General features: G+C 56.5%; 19 protein-coding genes and 1 riboswitch. Of the genes, 11 read left to right on the plus strand and 8 right to left on the minus strand.

Annotated features, from left to right (window positions below):
• Positions 1-2 precede the first annotated feature (2 nt).
• The 4 genes from FY206_RS09300 (at position 3) to FY206_RS09315 (ending at position 4,531) form a co-directional block, all read left to right on the plus strand.
• On the plus strand, positions 3-854 hold the full coding sequence (locus FY206_RS09300) for a sugar ABC transporter permease (protein WP_032639498.1): 852 nt from the start codon (positions 3-5) through the stop codon (positions 852-854).
• A 2-nt stretch (positions 855-856) separates the two neighbouring features.
• Complete coding sequence (locus FY206_RS09305; protein WP_032639499.1) at positions 857-2,059, plus strand: glycoside hydrolase family 53 protein; 1,203 nt, start codon at positions 857-859, stop codon at positions 2,057-2,059.
• Between the two features lie 27 nt (positions 2,060-2,086).
• Positions 2,087-4,144: a beta-galactosidase gene (locus tag FY206_RS09310; RefSeq protein ID WP_032639501.1), complete on the plus strand. Its 2,058-nt coding sequence runs from the start codon at positions 2,087-2,089 to the stop codon at positions 4,142-4,144.
• A gap of 144 nt (positions 4,145-4,288) precedes the next feature.
• Complete coding sequence (locus FY206_RS09315; RefSeq protein ID WP_077064051.1) at positions 4,289-4,531, plus strand: PTS sugar transporter subunit IIB; 243 nt, start codon at positions 4,289-4,291, stop codon at positions 4,529-4,531.
• A 104-nt stretch (positions 4,532-4,635) separates the two neighbouring features.
• Here FY206_RS09315 and FY206_RS09320 read toward each other — a convergent pair whose 3' ends face one another.
• Positions 4,636-5,901, minus strand: coding sequence for a maltoporin (locus tag FY206_RS09320; protein WP_032639505.1), 1,266 nt, complete (start codon positions 5,899-5,901; stop codon positions 4,636-4,638).
• 269 nt (positions 5,902-6,170) lie between these two features.
• On the opposite strand from FY206_RS09320, the gene FY206_RS09325 reads away from it, so the two are divergent.
• Positions 6,171-7,247 carry a LacI family DNA-binding transcriptional regulator gene (locus tag FY206_RS09325; protein WP_032639508.1) on the plus strand — a complete coding sequence of 359 codons (1,077 nt, stop codon included), beginning with the start codon at positions 6,171-6,173 and terminating at the stop codon, positions 7,245-7,247.
• A 41-nt stretch (positions 7,248-7,288) separates the two neighbouring features.
• On the opposite strand, the gene FY206_RS09330 is transcribed toward FY206_RS09325, so the two are convergent.
• Positions 7,289-8,290: a magnesium transporter gene (locus tag FY206_RS09330; protein WP_077064050.1), complete on the minus strand. Its 1,002-nt coding sequence runs from the start codon at positions 8,288-8,290 to the stop codon at positions 7,289-7,291.
• Positions 8,291-8,350: 60 nt separating this feature from the next.
• Positions 8,351-8,520: riboswitch (M-box (ykoK) riboswitch) on the minus strand.
• A gap of 159 nt (positions 8,521-8,679) precedes the next feature.
• Here FY206_RS09330 and FY206_RS09335 point away from each other — a divergent pair.
• The gene (locus FY206_RS09335) at positions 8,680-9,183 is read left to right on the plus strand and encodes a DedA family protein (protein WP_032639511.1); all 504 of its coding nucleotides are present in this window, start codon (positions 8,680-8,682) and stop codon (positions 9,181-9,183) included.
• 46 nt (positions 9,184-9,229) lie between these two features.
• Here the strand turns inward: FY206_RS09335 and FY206_RS09340 are convergent, their stop codons facing one another.
• Complete coding sequence (locus FY206_RS09340; RefSeq protein ID WP_032639513.1) at positions 9,230-10,024, minus strand: SDR family NAD(P)-dependent oxidoreductase; 795 nt, start codon at positions 10,022-10,024, stop codon at positions 9,230-9,232.
• Positions 10,025-10,148: 124 nt separating this feature from the next.
• The gene (locus tag FY206_RS09345) at positions 10,149-10,592 is read right to left on the minus strand and encodes a winged helix-turn-helix transcriptional regulator (RefSeq protein WP_077064049.1); all 444 of its coding nucleotides are present in this window, start codon (positions 10,590-10,592) and stop codon (positions 10,149-10,151) included.
• A 151-nt stretch (positions 10,593-10,743) separates the two neighbouring features.
• Between FY206_RS09345 and agp the strand changes: the two genes are divergently transcribed.
• Entirely contained in the window at positions 10,744-11,985 is a 1,242-nt protein-coding gene (gene agp / locus FY206_RS09350; protein WP_032639517.1) for a bifunctional glucose-1-phosphatase/inositol phosphatase, read from the plus strand.
• 35 nt (positions 11,986-12,020) lie between these two features.
• On the opposite strand, the gene FY206_RS09355 is transcribed toward agp, so the two are convergent.
• Both FY206_RS09355 and wrbA read right to left on the minus strand, forming a co-directional pair.
• Positions 12,021-12,248, minus strand: coding sequence for a YccJ family protein (locus tag FY206_RS09355; protein ID WP_008499832.1), 228 nt, complete (start codon positions 12,246-12,248; stop codon positions 12,021-12,023).
• 20 nt (positions 12,249-12,268) lie between these two features.
• Positions 12,269-12,865, minus strand: a complete 597-nt coding sequence (gene wrbA / locus FY206_RS09360) for an NAD(P)H:quinone oxidoreductase (protein ID WP_032639519.1) — start codon at positions 12,863-12,865, stop codon at positions 12,269-12,271.
• Between the two features lie 390 nt (positions 12,866-13,255).
• Here wrbA and FY206_RS09365 point away from each other — a divergent pair, with 390 nt between their 5' ends.
• The 4 genes from FY206_RS09365 (at position 13,256) to FY206_RS09380 (ending at position 15,322) form a co-directional block, all read left to right on the plus strand.
• The gene (locus FY206_RS09365; RefSeq protein WP_032639520.1) at positions 13,256-13,429 is read left to right on the plus strand and encodes a con-10 family general stress protein; all 174 of its coding nucleotides are present in this window, start codon (positions 13,256-13,258) and stop codon (positions 13,427-13,429) included.
• 116 nt (positions 13,430-13,545) lie between these two features.
• Positions 13,546-14,463, plus strand: coding sequence for a DMT family transporter (locus FY206_RS09370; RefSeq protein WP_032639521.1), 918 nt, complete (start codon positions 13,546-13,548; stop codon positions 14,461-14,463).
• 61 nt (positions 14,464-14,524) lie between these two features.
• A complete protein-coding gene (locus FY206_RS09375) occupies positions 14,525-14,794 on the plus strand; it encodes a type II toxin-antitoxin system TacA family antitoxin (protein WP_032639522.1) in 270 nt (89 codons plus the stop codon).
• Between the two features lie 27 nt (positions 14,795-14,821).
• Positions 14,822-15,322, plus strand: coding sequence for a GNAT family N-acetyltransferase (locus FY206_RS09380; protein WP_171847083.1), 501 nt, complete (start codon positions 14,822-14,824; stop codon positions 15,320-15,322).
• A gap of 73 nt (positions 15,323-15,395) precedes the next feature.
• On the opposite strand, the gene rutG is transcribed toward FY206_RS09380, so the two are convergent.
• Together rutG and rutF are read right to left on the minus strand one after the other, a co-directional pair.
• Complete coding sequence (gene rutG, locus FY206_RS09385) at positions 15,396-16,718, minus strand: pyrimidine utilization transport protein G (RefSeq protein WP_032639524.1); 1,323 nt, start codon at positions 16,716-16,718, stop codon at positions 15,396-15,398.
• Positions 16,719-16,739: 21 nt separating this feature from the next.
• Positions 16,740-17,234 (minus strand): NADH-dependent FMN reductase RutF, encoded by a 495-nt coding sequence (rutF, locus tag FY206_RS09390; RefSeq protein WP_032639525.1) that lies wholly within the window; start codon positions 17,232-17,234, stop codon positions 16,740-16,742.
• Positions 17,235-17,242 lie beyond the last annotated feature (8 nt).

Genomic DNA, 17,242 nt, shown 5'->3' on the forward strand with positions numbered 1-17,242 from the left:
CAATGGCTCAATCACCAAGTATTAAACGTGAGAAGTGGGTACGCCTCTCGCTCTCCTGGCTGGTTATCGTGCTGGTGTCGACAATCATCATTTACCCGCTGGTGTGGACGGTCGGGGCGTCATTCAACGCCGGTAACAGCCTGCTCAGCTCGTCGATTATTCCGGAGAACTTTTCGGTCCAGCACTATGCCGACCTGTTCAACGGCCAGGTGAACTACATGACCTGGTACTGGAACTCGATGAAAATCAGCTTTCTGACCATGGTGCTGACCCTCATCAGCGTGAGCTTTACGGCCTATGCCTTCTCGCGCTTCCGCTTTAAGGGGCGTCAGAACGGGCTGATGCTGTTTCTGCTGCTGCAGATGATTCCCCAGTTCTCGGCGCTGATTGCCATCTTCGTACTGTCGCAGCTGCTGGGCCTCATCAATAGCCATCTCGCGCTGGTGCTGATCTACGTGGGCGGCATGATCCCGATGAACACCTATCTGATGAAAGGCTATCTCGATGCCATCCCGAAAGATCTGGATGAGTCCGCGCGCATGGACGGGGCCAGCAATTTCCGGATTTTCATCGAAATCATCATGCCGCTTTCGAAGCCGATTGTGGCGGTGGTGGCGCTCTTTTCCTTCACCGGGCCGCTGGGGGATTTCATTCTCTCCAGCACCATCTTGCGCACCCCGGACAAATTCACGTTACCCATTGGGCTTTATAACCTGGTGGCGCAAAAAATGGGTGCCAGCTACACCACCTACGCGGCAGGCGCGGTGTTGATTGCCGTACCGGTGGCGATCCTCTACCTGGCGTTACAAAAATACTTCGTCTCCGGCCTGACCTCCGGGAGTACCAAAGGATAATCATGAAAAGACTCAAACCCGCTTTGCTTGCCGTTTGCCTCTCATGTGGCCTTGCCGCAGGCGCTTTTGCTGCCGACGCGGTGAAAACGCGTCCTTTTAACGCTATGCCGGCGGATTTCATCAAGGGGGCGGATATTTCGACCCTGCTGGAAGCCGAACAGCACGGTGCGAAATTTTATAATCAGAACGGTCAGCAGCAGGATGCGATAGCGATCCTCAAAGCGAACGGCGTGAACTATGTGCGCCTGCGCCTGTGGGTTGACCCGCAGGATTCGGATGGCAATACCTACGGCGGCGGCAGTAACAGCCTGGAAAACACAATTACGCTGGCGAAGCGCGTGAAAGCGCAGGGCCTTAAGCTGCTGCTCGATTTCCACTACAGCGATTTCTGGACCGATCCGGGCAAACAGTACAAGCCAAAAGCCTGGGAAAAGATGGACTACCCGCAGCTCAAAACGGCGATCCACGACTACACCCGCGACGCGATTGCCCGCTTTAAGAAAGAGGGCGTCCTGCCGGACATGGTGCAGATCGGTAACGAAATCAACGGCGGCATGCTGTGGCCGGAAGGGAAAAGCTGGGGGCAGGGCGGCGGCGAATTTGACCGCCTGGCCGGTTTGCTCACTGCTGCCATTGGCGGGCTAAAGGAGAACCTGACCGACGGTGAACAGGTGAAGATCATGCTGCATCTGGCGGAAGGGACCAAAAATGACACCTTCCGCTGGTGGTTTGATGAAATCACCAGGCGCAACGTGCCGTTCGATATTATCGGCCTGTCGATGTACACCTACTGGAACGGCCCAATCAGCGCGCTGAAGGCCAATATGGACGACATCAGCAAACGCTATAACAAAGACGTCATTGTGGTAGAAGCGGCCTACGGCTATACGCTGGAAAACTGCGATAACGCCGAGAACAGCTTCCAGGCGAAAGAAGAAAAAGACGGCGGCTATCCGGGCACCGTTCAGGGCCAGTACGATTATATCCACGATTTAATGCAGTCCGTTATTGATGTTCCGGACCATCGCGGCAAGGGGATCTTTTACTGGGAGCCTACCTGGATCGCCGTGCCGGGTACCACGTGGGCGACCAAAACCGGCATGAAATATATCCATGACGACTGGAAAGAGGGAAATGCCCGCGAAAACCAGGCGTTATTTGATTGTCAGGGAAAAGTGCTGCCGTCAGTAACGGTATTTAAGTAATTTATTTTCATTCAGGACCTTTTTAATATGAATAAATTTGCGCCTTTAAGCTCGAAGGTCGCGGCGTTATTGCATGGCGCCGACTATAACCCGGAGCAATGGGAGAATTACCCCGGTATTATTGAAAAAGACATCGCCATGATGCAGCAGGCGAAATGCAATGTGATGTCGGTGGGGATATTTAGCTGGGCGAAGCTCGAGCCGCGCGAGGGGGAATATGATTTTGCGTGGCTGGATAATATTATTGAGAAACTCTATGCGGCCGGTATTCATATTTTCCTGGCGACGCCAAGCGGCGCGCGTCCGGCCTGGATGTCGCAAAAATATCCTGAGGTGCTGCGCGTCGGGCGCAACCGCGTGCCCGCGCTGCACGGAGGTCGTCATAACCACTGCATGTCATCCCCGGTGTACCGGACTAAAACGCTACAAATAAACGCCCTGCTGGCTGAGCGATATTCACACCATCCGGCGGTGCTGGGCTGGCATATCTCCAATGAGTACGGCGGAGAATGCCACTGTGACCTGTGCCAGGCGCGCTTTCGCGACTGGCTGAAGGCGCGCTACAACACCCTCGACGCGCTGAACCATGCATGGTGGAGCACCTTCTGGAGCCATACCTACACCGACTGGTCGCAGATTGCGTCTCCCGCGCCGCAGGGTGAAGTGTCGATTCATGGCCTGAACCTCGACTGGCGGCGTTTCAACACCGCGCAGGTGACGGATTTCTGCCGCCATGAGGTGGCCCCGCTGAAAGCCGCGAATGCACAACTGCCGGTGACCACCAACTTTATGGAGTATTTCTACGATTACGACTACTGGCAGCTTGCTGAAGCGATCGACTTCATCTCCTGGGACAGTTACCCGATGTGGCACAAGGAGAAAGACGAAACGGCGCTCGCCTGCTATACCGCCATGTATCACGACATGATGCGCAGCCTTAAGGGCGGCAAACCCTTTGTGCTGATGGAGTCCACGCCGAGCACGACTAACTGGCAGCCGACCAGCAAGCTGAAAAAGCCTGGGATGCACATTCTCTCTTCTATTCAGGCGGTAGCGCACGGGGCGGATTCAGTGCAGTACTTCCAGTGGCGTAAAAGCCGCGGGTCGGTGGAGAAATTCCACGGCGCGGTGATCGATCACGTGGGCCACCTTGATACCCGCGTCGGGCGGGAAGTGACGCGCCTCGGTGAAATGCTTGAACGTTTGCCGGATGTCGCGGGCTGTCGCACAGAAGCCCGGGTGGCGATTATCTTCGACCAGCAAAACCGCTGGGCGCTGGACGATGCCGAAGGGCCGCGCAACAAGGGGATGGAGTACGAGAAAACCGTTAACGAGCACTATCGTCCGTTCTGGGAGCAGGGCATCGCGGTGGATATTATTGACGCCGATTGCGATCTCAGCCCGTACGCGTTGGTCATTGCGCCAATGCTCTACATGGTGCGCAAGGGCTTTACCGAACGAGCGGAGGCCTTTGTCGCTGCGGGCGGGCATCTGGTGACGACCTACTGGAGCGGGGTGGTGAATGAAACGGATCTTTGCCATCTGGGAGGATTCCCGGGACCGTTGCGCAAGCTGGTGGGGGTCTGGGCTGAGGAGATAGACTGCCTGGATGACGGCGAACGTAACCTGGTTCAGGGGCTGGCGGGTAATGCGTCGGGGCTACAGGGGCCGTATCAGGTCCGTCATCTGTGCGAGCTGATCCACGCTGAGTCCGCGCAGGTGCTGGCGACCTACCGGGATGATTTCTACGCCGGTCGCCCTGCGGTGACGGTCAATCGCTTTGGGAAAGGCAAGGCGTGGCACGTGGCGTCGCGCAACGATCTGCCGTTCCAGCGCGATTTCTTCGCCGCCATTATCAACGAGCTGGCGCTGCCGCGCGCGGTCGAAGGGGATTTTCCACCGGGCGTGGTCGCGACGGCGCGCACGGACGGCGAAACCACCTGGGTGTTTGTGCAGAACTTTACCGCCCAGCAGCAGTACATCACGCTGCCGCAGGGGTATACCGACTGCATGACAGACGCCGCCGCAGCGGGCGATACCGTGCTGCTGGCGTGGGACTGTCGGGTGCTCAGGCGTAAAGCGTAGTGCGGTTTTATTGCCGGGTGGCGCTGCGCTTACCCGGCCTACCCAACCCGTAGGCGCTGCAAGCGAAGAGCCGCCGGGCAACAAGGCACAGAACGCCTGCTCCACGAGCAGGCATTTTTTTATCTGCATATCATGAGGCGTATTATGGACAGTCAAATAACCCAGCGTTTAATTCCCGCGTTTGGCGGTGATGATAATATCGAACACGTCGAAGCCTGTATTACCCGCCTGCGCGTAACGGTTAAAGATTTGAATAAGGTTGATTCACAGGCCTTACAGAATGAAGGGGCGCTGGGCGTAATTATTATCGGTCAGCAGGTGCACGCCATATTTGGCAGGCAGTCTGATACATTACGCCAGTTATTAGATAAACATTTTAATCATTAAATATAAAAAAGGGATAGCCAAAATAATGGCTATCCCCGAGCAGAGAGTGAGGCTGCAAATAGCTGGAGATACAATAACGATTAACGCATTTTAAAAATGAAGACTTACCACCAGGCTTCGACCTGTACGCCAAAGTTCCAGGTATTATTCGCCGTGCCGTCCTCGAACGATTTTCCTTTTTCGGAATCATTCAGGTAGGAGGCAAACACGCGCAGTTCCGGACGTGACATAAAATCAGGACCGTCTGCCAGACCCAGCGCGAGGGTATACTTCTCGCCGCTCTGCTTGTAGTTCGAGCCGTCGGTGTAGGTATCTTTCTGATAGAAACCACCCACTTCGCCAATCAGGCGGACATACTCGGTGAACTGATACTGCGCGCGGCCGACCAGGGAAACCAGGCGCGATTTATCGGTAAATTGCGTGGTGTCGTCCGCCGACCCCCAGGTCAACACGTGGTTGAAGGAGAGCTTGTCGGTAATGGGAATTAGGCCGGTGTTGATCACGCGGTAGCCGCTGGCATCGTTCACATAGTTCCACATGTCGTACCAGCCGCCACCCTGGGACACCATGTTCTGCGCCAGCCCTTTGTTGGCGTACTGCAGCACCAGCTTGTTGTAACCCCCCAGCATGTCCTGGCTGATTTCGCCGGTCACCATCACGCCGTTATCGGCCTCGTAGAGCCCGCCGTACTCTTTCTGCTTGTTGGTTGGGTTGGGCATAGCGTAGTCGATACCGACTTCGGTCCAGGCGCCTGCCCATGGTTTCCAGCCCGCATAGCGCAGATCGATGTAGTTGATGTTCACGTCGTTATCACCGTCAACGCGATAGTCTACGTCGTTGGCATCGCCGCGGATCCACGCCACGGAGACCGCGCCTGGGCCGAGCGTATAGTTCTCAATACCCGCGCCGGAACCCGAGATATTCCAGTATTTGGTATCAATGATGTGCAGGTCATGGCGCTGGTAATAGCGTTTACCGCCCCAAATCACCGCGTTAGGATCGCCCGGGATCAGGCCTTTGATTTGCAGGTTCAGCTGACGAAGACCGAACTGGGCATCATCACCGAAGGTAGTCTCGTTATCGTTAGAGCCGTCAGACACCATGCTCACCATACTGTCGAGGTAGAAGCTGACGTCGTTCTTTTTGTAAACCTCAGAGCCCAGCTCCAGCTCGCCGTAGGTGTCGGCTTCGTTACCCAGACGGCCAATTTTATTTTTTTGCCACTCCTCCATCCCACCATCCCGTGAGACGCCCACGCCGGAGCGAAGATATCCATGAAAATCAATCGGTACTGAAGACGCTGCAAACAGCGAAGGAGACGCTAGCGCCGCAGCCAGCGCAACAGATACAGAGCGGATCGTCGTGTTCATTGTTACCCTCTTATTGTTTTGTAATACGTTCACAAATCCGCTGTCATAAAATGCCTAAACCCTCCAACTGGCAATTGCGCGATCATAAATGTGTGATTAAGTGCAAATAAAATAGACAATTTTGTATCAATCAATGTGATTTTTCAGGGAGTGCTGTATTGTGAGCGTCATACTTTTTTGATGTGTTATGCCAGCAGCGAGAGGGTGATTAGCGTTTTTTTTCAGCGCCCCTGTTACAATCAGCGCATAACAGCATAAGGAACCGGACCATGAAGTCGAAAAGCGCAACGTTAGAGGACGTGGCACGCCATGCGGGCGTCTCCTATCAGACCGTGTCCAGGGTACTGAATAAATCTGCCAACGTATCCGACGCCACGCGTAGCAAGGTGGAGAAATCCATAGAGTTATTACGGTATGTGCCCAACCGCCTGGCTCAGCAGCTGGTCGGCAAACAGACTCAGACCGTCGGGCTGGTGACAATTTCGCTCGCGTTGCATGCCCCTTCTCAGGTGGCGGCGGCGGTAAAACGCTATGCGAACGTGGAGGGTTATCAGGTCCTGATTTCAATGATCGATGAGAACGTCAACCACAGCATTCAGGACTCTATCAACGAACTGAAGTCTCAGCTGGTGAGCAAGGTGATCATCAACGTGCCGCTGGAGGCCGAAGAGGCGCAGAAGATCGCCACAGACAACGACGATATCGTCTGTTTGTTCCTGGATGTGGACCCGTACAGCTCCGTGTTTAACGTTTCGTTTAACCCGGCTGACGGTACCCGTGCGAGCGTTAAATACCTCTACGAACTGGGCCATCGCGACATCGCTCTGCTGGCGGGGCCAGAGTCCTCTGTCTCGGCGCAGCTGAGGCTGAAAAGCTGGATCGAAACCCTGAAGGGTTATGGCCTGGAGCCTGCCTCGGTGATCCGCGGCAACTGGGATGCACAGAGCGGGTATGCCGGCGCGCTGCAGATGCTGCGCGAAACGCCGCACTTTTCCGCCGTGCTGGTGGGCAACGACCAGATGGCACTCGGCGTCCTGAGCGCGTTCCATCAGCAGCAAATTTCAATTCCGGGCGAGAAGTCGGTGATTGGCTACGATGACACCTACGAAAGCTCGTTTTTCTACCCGGCGCTAACGACGGTCTCGCTGGATTTAGATCTGCAGGGTAAAGAGGCGGTGCGGCGTATTCTGGACAGTGGCGAAGATAATGCGCTGCGTATGTCCTCGATTTTGCCTGCTCGTCTGGTGGTGCGGCAGTCTACCGGGCCAAAAGGGGAGAAGGGGAAAAATCTCCAGGCGCTGGCCCAGCAGCTGCGCGAGATTGCGCATCACCTTGGTGACGCGTAGCGGCGTGAGCACCGCAATCACAGAAAGCGGTGCTCGCAAGATTACTCCAGCCCCAGCGTGTACTGGGCGATTTTGAAGTAGATAATCAGCCCGGTGCCGTCGATGAGCGTCGCGATAAACGGCGCGGAGACGACCGCCGGGTCAATGCCGCAGCGCTTGAGCACCATCGGAATCACGGACGACACGATCGCGCTCCAGAGCGTAATGCACACCAGCGTCAGGCTGACGATAAGCGTGATTTCCAGCCCAATCCCCATCATCCAGGCGCGGATACACCCGGCGATACCCAGCGTCACGGCAATCATCAGCGAGGTGGTCATCTCTTTACGCAGCACGCGCCCGACGTCGCGCAGGTGGACTTCCCCCAGCGCCATGGCGCGCACCAGCGTGGAGGTGATCTGCGTCCCGCTGTTGCCGCCCGTGCCGATCAGCAGTGGAATAAAGAACGCCAGCGCAATGGCGGACTCCAGCGCCTCTTCGAAGTGCTGGATCACCGAACTGGTGTAGGCTTCCGCGACAAACAGCAGCAGCAGCCAGACGGAGCGTTTCTTCCACAGGCTGAAGGCGCTGGTTTCCAGATAGGGCTTCTCCAGCGGCAGCGTCGCCCCCTGAAGCTGGGCGTCCTCGGTGACGTCATCCTCCAGCAGATGGGCGATTTCGCGCTCGGTCAGGCAGCCGACGAGCTTCCCATGGGTGACCACCGGCACGACATCCGCGCCGCCGTGCGCCAGCAGACCGGCGACATCGGCACGTTCATCCTCCGGCTTGACCTGCAGGAACTGCGAAATCATCAGCGATTTCACCGGCTGTACCGTATCGGCGGTCTGCAGCAGTTTACGCACCGCAATCATGCCCGCCAGGCGACCATTGTCTTCAATAAAAATATGTGACGGAATATCGTCATCTTTTAATTTTTCGAAGAATTGCTCGCGGGCCAGGGCCACGCATAATGAAATATCGAGAACGATAAAATCGGTATTCATATATTGCGCGATGGCGCTGTCGTTGAATCCCGAATTTTGATTGTGAATAGCGTAAGACATAGTGAATTCCCTTTGAATAATAACATCTCTCAGGGGCGAGCAAGACAGGGCATGTCGAAGAGGAGATCCCCACGTCCTGGGTTCAGCACTGTACACCGTATCCCGCAAGGGAAGTTATACTGACAAAGCCTTGATTCGACAGTGCCTGTTTTACCCTGTGCCGATTCTCTCGAACCCACCAGAGCGATAACGTGTATTTGTACAGGAGCCTCGCCATAACGAGATCGTTGTAAAACGTGAGGGATAATACGCATATTTAAATTCACCGCTCGGGAATTTAAATAACGTTTAAGAACGGTTTAAAATAATATTATTAATGCGATGTTGAGGTTTTATTTAATGTTGCTCCTTTTAAATGGAGGATTAAATAATTAACGGAGGAGGGGGGAATGGCGTGGTTTGATAATCTGCTGAATCATTTTGCGCTCTATCCGGCACAGTTGTTCGCGCTGTTATTTATGATGGCGCTAAGCAAGTCGACGGTGCTGATCTCCTCCGTGCTGCCGCCCGCGTCGGTGATGCTGCTGGCGGGCATTACCGTCAGCCAAGCGAGCATGCATCCCGGGCTGGCGTGGCTCGCCGTCGTGATGGGGGCAACGGCGGGGTCGGTGCTGAATTACCATATCGGCCAGCTGATGGGGCATACCCGGCTGGTCACGCGCTTCACGTCGAAGCATGCCGGTAAGTTCTTGCGGGTACAGCATCAGCTGCAAAAGAACGGTGCCATCGCACTTTTTACGTCGCGCTTTCTGGCGGTGCTGCGCTACATCGTCCCGCTGGCAGCGGGAATGCTCAGGCTGAACGCCGTCAAGGTCTACGCCGTCAGCCTGCTTTCCGCCTGCGCGTGGGCGGCGCTGTATGTCGGCATCGTCACCGGCATCAGCGCCTTCTGAATGGCAAACTCTCCATTCCACCGTATGGACGCCAGATAGCGCCAGGCTACTGCTTCGCGTAGCGCGGGGCCGGGATGCCGGTGCGCGCGCTGTTAAACAGCTCAAGGCGCGCCGCTTCGTAACGCTCCCAGAGCCCTTCGTCATGCATCGGGGGGATGGTGATCGGTTCGCCTAGATCCAGACCCGCCAGTGAGGCATCGACCATATCGTCGGTGGTCATCACCGACCCTTCCGGCAGATCGTTCACCGTGACGCCGGAATGGCTCCAGATTTCCGTCGCCGTGGCGGCGGGCAGCACGGCCTGAATGCGCACGCTGCTGTCGGCAAATTCTTCCTGTAGCCCACGGGTAAAGCTCAGCACCCACGCCTTGGTGGCGCTGTAGAGCGCGCTGCCCGCCCGCACGTGCAGGGCCAGCACGGAGGCGATATTGATTAAGGTACCGCGATTGTTCTGCGCCAGCCGCGGCAGCGCCGCATAGGTCAGCCGCATCAGGGCCGTGGTGTTCAGGGTATTGATGGCCTGATGCTGCGCCACATCGCCCGCGAGGAAGGGCGCCATCTGCGCGGTGCCCGCGTTGTTAATCAGCGCATCAATGGCGGTATTGCTGCGCAGCTCTTCTTCTACGGCGCGGATCCCGGCTTCATCGGTGAGATCGGCCACCAGAATATCGACGGTGATGCCATAGCGGGCGCGCAGGTCGGCGGCGAGGGATTTCAGACGATCCTCGCGACGGGCGACCAGCACCAGGTTAGCGCCGCGCGCGGCAAGACGGTCGGCATAAACGGCACCAATCCCGGAAGAGGCGCCCGTAATCAGGGCGGTGGTGATGTGCGTAGTCATCGTGTGTTACCTCAAGCAAAGTGGGTTATTTGGTTTCAATATGAAACTTAATTAACTCTCCATTATTTGGTTTTATAATGCAACCAATTTTGCGATCGTTTTGTGCTTTTACCGTCGGGAAGGATCAGGAGGGGAGTTTAGCCACGATCTCTTCAGGCGCCAGTTCGCGCCCGTCGTCGGCGATAAGCGCCAGTTTGCGCAGGGGTTTACGCTGTTCGGTATCGACCAGCACGGTGCCGCATTCGTTTTCCGCAAACAAAAATTCATTCCCCCACTGGGAAAGGGCAACCAGCACCGTCTGCAGGGCGCGACCCTTATCGGTCAGGACATACTCCTGCCAGGCGCTGCCGTCGGACGGGGGCTGAAGCCGGAGGATACCCTCATCAACCAGCAGCTTGAGCCGCGTGGTCAGCATGTTTTTCGCGATGCCGAGGCTTTTCTGAAACTCGCCGAAGCGCTTAATTCCGCGCAGCGCGTCGCGAACAATCAGCAACGACCACCAGTCGCCGATGATATCCAGCGAACGGGCGACGGGGCAGGGGCTCTCTTCAAGGCGGGTACGTTTCACAAGCAATTCTCCGGTAGGGTATGGTTTTATTATAAAACTAATTGGCACACACCGTAAGCACGTTAATCATCAGTTTGAGAAATGCTTCCCGGAAAATTGTCACCAATCTGTCACACTGAACGCGACATTTAAAACGAGTGAGGAATTAGGGATGAGAAAAGCACTACTCGCGCTGGCAGTCGCCGGTTCCATTTCAGCAACGTTTGGCGTGCAGGCGCAAGAGACGCCGGAAGGGTATCAGCTGGAACAAGTTTTAATCATGAGTCGCCATAACCTGCGCGCGCCGCTTGCCAACAACGGCAGCGTGCTGGAGCAGTCCACGCCGAAGCAGTGGCCTGAATGGGAGGTGCCGGGCGGCCAGCTCACCACCAAAGGCGGCGTGCTGGAAGTCTACATGGGCCATTACATGCGCGAGTGGCTGGCGCAGCAGGGGATGGTGACCACCGGCGAATGTCCACCGGCGCAGAGCGTTTATGCTTACGCCAACAGCCTGCAGCGTACCGTTGCGACCGCGCAGTTCTTCATTACCGGGGCGTTCCCGGGCTGCGACATTCCTGTGCACCATCAGGAAAAAATGGGCACCATGGATCCGACCTTTAATCCGGTGATTACCAATAACTCGCCGGAATTCCGTGAAAAAGCGCTGAAGGCGATGGAGGCGGAACGGCAGAAAATGCAGCTTACAGAGAGCTATAAGCTGCTGGAGCAGATGACGAACTACGCCGATTCTCCGTCCTGCAAAGAGAAAAAGGTCTGCTCGCTGGCGGACGCGAAGGATACCTTCAGCGCCGACTATGAAAAAGAGCCTGGCGTATCCGGGCCGCTGAAGGTGGGCAACTCGCTGGTGGATGCGTTCACGCTGCAGTACTACGAAGGCTTCCCGGCCGACCAGGTAGCCTGGGGCGAAATCAAGACCGACCAGCAGTGGCGCGTGCTGTCGATGCTGAAAAACGGCTATCAGGACTCGCTGTTTACCTCCACCGAGGTGGCGCAAAACGTGGCGAAGCCGCTGGTGAAGTATATCGATAAAACGCTGGTCACCGACCGGGCGAAAGCGCCGAAAATCACCCTGCTGGTGGGGCATGACTCGAACATCGCGTCGCTGCTCACCGCCCTCGATTTCAAACCGTATCAGCTGCACGATCAGCACGAACGTACCCCGATTGGCGGGAAAATTGTCTTCCAGCGCTGGCATGACAAAAATGCTAACCAGGAGCTGATGAAAATTGAGTATGTCTACCAGAGCGCGGAGCAGCTGCGTAACGCCAGCGTGCTGTCGCTGCAGTCTCCGGCGCAGCGCGTGACGCTGGAGCTGAAGGGCTGTCCGGTGGATGCGAACGGTTTCTGTCCGGTCGATAAATTCAATGCGGTGATGAATAACGCGGCGAAGTAAAAGAGAACCCCCCGCGTGATGGCGGGGGGAAACGCTTAGACGTTTTTACGTTCGATGGTTTGCTCGCCCCAGAAGAGCGAGTCTTTATCCGTTTTTTCGAAGGCGCGCACCAGCACCTCATCGTTACCTTCCTCCCATATCTGCTCGGCCAGCTTTTCATCGTATTTCGCGACTTCAAAGATAGCTTCGGCGATCTCCGGAGAGGTGTTGCGTAAACTTGCCCATTCGCCCACGTGGTGAGCTTTGGATTCTTGAGTTGGCATGCTTGTCCTCCTGTTGGGTGTTAGCCGTTCAGTTTTTTAGCCAGACCCGCGACGTATTCACCCTGATAGCGGGCAATAGCCAGTTCTTCATTGCTTGGCTGACGCGAGCCATCTCCACCCGCAATGGTGGTGGCACCGTACGGCGTACCGCCGCGGACCTGGGAAACGTCAAACAGCTCCTGCGCGCCGTAGCCAATCGGCACAATCACCATCCCGTGATGGGCAAGGGTCGTCCAGGTTGAGGTAATCGTCTGCTCCTGACCGCCGCCGGTGCCGGTGGAGCTGAAGACGCTGGCGAGTTTGCCGTAAAGCGCCCCGGAGGCCCACAGCCCGCCCGTCTGATCGAGGAAGGTGCGCATCTGGCCTGACATATTGCCGAAGCGGGTCGGGGTGCCAAAAATAATGGCATCGTAGTCTGCCAGTTCCTGCGGGGTGGCCTGCGGCGCGTTTTGCGTTTTACCGCCGGCTTTTAAGAACGCCTCGGCATTCATGGTTTCCGGTACGCGTTTTACCACAACCTCTACGCCGTCTACCTTGTTTGCACCCTCAGCGACCGCGTGAGCCATGGTTTCAATGTGTCCATACATGGAATAATAGAGCACCAGAACTTTTGCCATTTTGCTTCACTCCTCGTTGGTTTTTCTGACAGCGGATCGCTGCGTTCTTTTAAAGATATGCCATCACGGCCAGACTGCAAAAATGAACGGCATTTCTTTGATTTATAACAATATGATTACAAAAAGGCGTTGTAGCAAAATGAAACAAATTTCAGGCGGCGGTTTTTTGAAAAGATAAGAAAGGCTTATGAATTACCGCCGCGTCATCTCACCCGAAAGACTGAGATCATGTTGCAGGATATTACCTTCGACTTGCCGGATAACCTCATTCCACTAAGCTTAGTTTCACGCGGCACGGATAAAGGCTCTGTCCTTGTGTTGCGAGGTGAAAGAATCCTCTTTTACTGAATGCAATATGATGTCTAATGTTTCACACTTTGGAGGTTAGAGATGGCAAACCATCGTGGTGGTTCAGGTAATTTCGCTGAAGACCGTGAAAGAGCATCAGAAGCAGGTCGTAAAGGTGGCCAGTCTAGCGGGGGCAACTTTAAAAATGACCCTCAGCGTGCATCAGAGGCTGGTAAAAAAGGGGGCAAAAACAGCCACGGCAGCAGCAACAAGTAGTACGCCGGGTTGACTCCCTGCCGCCGGGTTTCCCGGCGGTTTTTTTATGTCTGCAACATTGAACTGTAACCAAAGGCAACGCACACTAGAGAATTGTTATTATTTGCTGGTGCCGCATGTCCTTTTCACGCTTCAAATTCTCCGTTAAACCGCAGGAAGCTATCCTCATACTCATCACCATGTTCTGGGGCGGGACGTTTCTGGCCGTCCAGTACGCGGTGACCCTCAGCGATCCCTTCTTTTTTGTTGGCCTGCGCTTTGCGACGGCGGCAATAGCCGTGGGGCTGATCTCGCTGAAAACGCTGCGTGGCCTGACGCTTAAAGAGCTTAAGGCCGGCGTGGCGATTGGGGTGGCGATAGCGATGGGCTACAGCCTGCAGACGTGGGGGTTGCAGACCATCTCCAGCAGTAAATCCGCATTTATCACCGCCATGTATGTGCCCCTGGTGCCGCTCCTGCAGTGGCTTTGCCTGGGGCGGCTGCCGGGGCTGATGTCCTGCATCGGCATCGTGCTGGCGTTTATCGGCCTGATTTTGCTGGCCGGGCCGGAAAACAACCTCCTGGCGCTGGGGCCGGGCGAGATCATCACCCTCGTCGGGGCGATTGCGATTGCGGCGGAAATTATTCTGATCAGCGCCTGGGCGGGGAAGGTGGACGTCAAGCGGGTCACGGTCGTGCAGCTTGCGACGGCATCGCTGGTGGCGTTTGCGACAATGGTGCCGACAGGGGAGTCCGTGCCGCCCATGTCCACCGGCCTGATCGTGGTCGCGCTGGGGCTGGGTATCTTCAGCGCCATTATTCAGGTCACCATGAACTGGGCGCAGCGCAGCGTGTCGCCGACGCGAGCGACGGTGATTTATACCGGTGAACCGGTGTGGGCGGGGATTTTCGGCCGTCTTGCCGGCGAGCGTTTGCCGCTGCTGGCGCTGGTGGGCGCGGCGTTTATCGTCGCCGGGGTGCTGGTGAGCGAGTTAAAGCTCAGAAAGCGTCGGAGTCAGGTGAGCGACCTGACCGCTAAAGAAGGTTTAGATTGAAAAAAAGGCCCGGCCTATCTACCATGTGTACGGATAAATACCGTACACAGTGAAGCAAACCATGCCAGCACTTAAAAAACAGCGTATCGATCTTCGCTTAACGGGCGAAGACAAAACCATGATTGAAGAAGCGGCGGCGATGACAAACCAGACGATCACCCAGTTTATGGTGAACAGTGCGTCAGCGCGTGCTGCAGAGGTCATTGAACAGCATCGGCGTCTCGTATTAAACGAAACATCATGGAATGCGGTGATGGATGCCATCGACAATCCGCCAGAGCCAAATGAACGCCTGAAGCGAGCGGCAAAACGTCTTAAAGACATGGAGTGATGCGTCGTGGAAAATCTCACGATCGAAATGTTTGCTGAAGGAAAAGATTACGATTTCAGGGAGTTCGATTGTGGTGAACCCTCGCTAAATGTTTTCCTCACAGAACATCTGGTGCGTCAGCACAATGGACGTATTTTACGCGGCTACCTGCTTAAAGCGCGCGACCATCCGCGAGTCTTGGGTTATTACACGCTGTCTGGAAGTTGCTTTGAAAGGGAGATGCTTCCCTCTAAGACGCAGCAGCGGCGCATCCCTTATAGCAACGTGCCCAGCGTAACGCTGGGACGTCTGGCTATTGATAAAAACATACAGGGACAGGCGTGGGGAACGACGCTCGTCGCGCATGCCATGCGGGTTGTCTATCTGGCATCGCAGGCGGTGGGGGTACACGGAATATTTGTTGATGCACTTAACGAGCCGGCAAAGCGATTTTATCTTAAGCAGGGGTTTATTCCCCTGACGGGAGAAAACGGCCATTCTCTTTTCTTTCCGACAAAATCTATCGAACGACTGTTTGAGCAAGATTGATCGTTGTACATCTTGTTGATGGTTCTAACGAGATTAGTCGGGTAAGGCCCGGCCGTTACCCGACATGCAGACTTCACGACTCCTGATGCATCACTTCCCCCTGCGGGGCAGCGGCCATCCGGCGGCTCAGCAGTGCGTTAAGCAGAATTGCCCCGAACGTTGCCGTGCCAATCCCGCCAATCGTAAACCCGCCCAGCGTCAGGGCAAAATCGCCCGCGCCCAGCACCAGCGTGACCGCCACCATAATCAGGTTGCTGTTCTGGCTAAGATCGACCCGATGCTGCACCCAGATTCGCGCCCCGGCGACGGCGATCAGCCCAAACACCACGATTGATGCGCCGCCAATGACCGGTGACGGAATGGTGTGGATCAGCGCGCCGAACTTCGGCGAGAAGCCAAGCAGGATTGCCATCACCGCCGCCGCGACGAAGACCAGCGTCGAATAGACTTTGGTCACCGCCATCACGCCGATGTTCTCGGCATAGGTGGTCACGCCGCTGCCGCCGACGGAGCCCGAGAGCATGGTCGCCAGCCCGTCACCGACAAACGCGCGGCCCATGTACGGATCCATGCTGCGTCCGGTCATCCCTGCAACCGCCTTCAGGTGACCCAGGTTTTCCGCCACCAGGATCACCGCCACCGGTGCGATAAGCATCATCGCCTGGGCGTTAAAGGTGGGCGAGGTCACCTGCGGCAGGCCAAACCAGGCGGCCTGCTGAAGCAGCGTAAAATCAACCGGCTTGCCGAGACCAAAAACGTTGGCCAGCAGGGCATAGACCAGACAGGCGGCAATCAGCCCGACCAGGATCAGCAGCCGCTGGATCATGCCCCGCGTAAACACCGCCACCAGGCCGATGCACAGGACCGTAATCACCGCCATCCAGCTTTCAAACGGCGAGCCGGAGACGCTTTTCACCGCAATCGGCGCAAGGTTCAGGCCTATCGCCATCACCACCGCGCCGGTGACGACGGGAGGCATCATGCGCTCGATCCAGCGGGTGCCGATCTTCATCACGACCAGGCCAATCAGGGTGTACACCAGGCCGCAGGCGATGATGCCGCCGAGTGCCACGCTCAGGTTAGGATTGATCCCCTGGCCGTTAAAGCCGGTGGTGGCGATAACCACGCCCACAAAGGCGGCGCTGGATCCGAGATAGCTGGGCACGCGTCCGCCGGTAACAAAAAAGAACAGCAGGGTGCCGATACCCGACATCAAAATCGAGAGGTTGGGATCGAGCCCCATCAGCATCGGCATCAGCACCGTGGCGCCAAACATGGCGACCGCGTGCTGGACGCCCATCACCATCGTTTGCCCGAGCGGGAGGCGTTCATCAGGCGCGACCACGCCTGCGTCTGTGGAGGTCGATTTCAACTGCCAGTGGGGAAATCCGAACATGGTCTGTCTCCTTAGAGCGCCTTAACAGGCGGGTCGCATAAGCGCGTGGTAGCCGCGGTCAAACCACACCAGCCCTTGCGGCGCGGGGTGGCGAATAATCGAAACAATGTCGCAGAACAGAATGTCGTGGGTACCGACGCTCACCACCTGACTGATGCGGCAGTCAAACGAGGCCAGCGCATCCTCCAGGCGCGGGCAGCCCGTGTCGCCCGTTTGCCAGCGGGCGGCGGCAAAGCGTTCCTCCATCGGCGTTTTGCCGCCAAACAGGTTAGAGAGCGGCTCTTGTCCGGCGCTCAGGGTATTTACGCAAAGAGTGCGGTTTTCGCTGAACGTCGGCCAGACGGACGCGCCGCGATTCAGGCACACCAGCAGGGTGGGCGGTGAGTCCGTCACGCTGCACACCGCGCTGGCGGTGAAGCCTGCCATCCCCGCCGGACCGTCGGTGGTGATGATGTTGACCGCCGCGCCAACGCAGGCCATCGCGTCGCGAAAGTTTTGTTTATCCGGTGTCGTCATAGTCGTTC

The organism is Enterobacter chengduensis (assembly GCF_001984825.2).
In the GTDB taxonomy this organism is placed as follows: domain Bacteria; phylum Pseudomonadota; class Gammaproteobacteria; order Enterobacterales; family Enterobacteriaceae; genus Enterobacter; species Enterobacter chengduensis.

Bases quoted from the DNA above. Each gene is read 5' to 3' on its own strand.
- FY206_RS09320 (WP_032639505.1), bottom strand. From the start codon at position 5,901: ATGAACACGACGATCCGCTCTGTATCTGTTGCGCTGGCTGCGGCGCTA.
- FY206_RS09330 (WP_077064050.1), bottom strand. From the start codon at position 8,290: ATGTCTTACGCTATTCACAATCAAAATTCGGGATTCAACGACAGCGCC.
- FY206_RS09370 (WP_032639521.1), top strand. From the start codon at position 13,546: ATGTCCTTTTCACGCTTCAAATTCTCCGTTAAACCGCAGGAAGCTATC.
- FY206_RS09325 (WP_032639508.1), top strand. From the start codon at position 6,171: ATGAAGTCGAAAAGCGCAACGTTAGAGGACGTGGCACGCCATGCGGGC.
- FY206_RS09340 (WP_032639513.1), bottom strand. From the start codon at position 10,024: ATGACTACGCACATCACCACCGCCCTGATTACGGGCGCCTCTTCCGGG.
- FY206_RS09305 (WP_032639499.1), top strand. From the start codon at position 857: ATGAAAAGACTCAAACCCGCTTTGCTTGCCGTTTGCCTCTCATGTGGC.
- rutG (WP_032639524.1), bottom strand. From the start codon at position 16,718: ATGTTCGGATTTCCCCACTGGCAGTTGAAATCGACCTCCACAGACGCA.
- FY206_RS09355 (WP_008499832.1), bottom strand. From the start codon at position 12,248: ATGCCAACTCAAGAATCCAAAGCTCACCACGTGGGCGAATGGGCAAGT.
- FY206_RS09375 (WP_032639522.1), top strand. From the start codon at position 14,525: ATGCCAGCACTTAAAAAACAGCGTATCGATCTTCGCTTAACGGGCGAA.
- FY206_RS09300 (WP_032639498.1), top strand. From the start codon at position 3: ATGGCTCAATCACCAAGTATTAAACGTGAGAAGTGGGTACGCCTCTCG.
- rutF (WP_032639525.1), bottom strand. From the start codon at position 17,234: ATGACGACACCGGATAAACAAAACTTTCGCGACGCGATGGCCTGCGTT.
- FY206_RS09380 (WP_171847083.1), top strand. From the start codon at position 14,822: ATGTTTGCTGAAGGAAAAGATTACGATTTCAGGGAGTTCGATTGTGGT.
- wrbA (WP_032639519.1), bottom strand. From the start codon at position 12,865: ATGGCAAAAGTTCTGGTGCTCTATTATTCCATGTATGGACACATTGAA.
- agp (WP_032639517.1), top strand. From the start codon at position 10,744: ATGAGAAAAGCACTACTCGCGCTGGCAGTCGCCGGTTCCATTTCAGCA.
- FY206_RS09335 (WP_032639511.1), top strand. From the start codon at position 8,680: ATGGCGTGGTTTGATAATCTGCTGAATCATTTTGCGCTCTATCCGGCA.
- FY206_RS09315 (WP_077064051.1), top strand. From the start codon at position 4,289: ATGGACAGTCAAATAACCCAGCGTTTAATTCCCGCGTTTGGCGGTGAT.
- FY206_RS09365 (WP_032639520.1), top strand. From the start codon at position 13,256: ATGGCAAACCATCGTGGTGGTTCAGGTAATTTCGCTGAAGACCGTGAA.
- FY206_RS09310 (WP_032639501.1), top strand. From the start codon at position 2,087: ATGAATAAATTTGCGCCTTTAAGCTCGAAGGTCGCGGCGTTATTGCAT.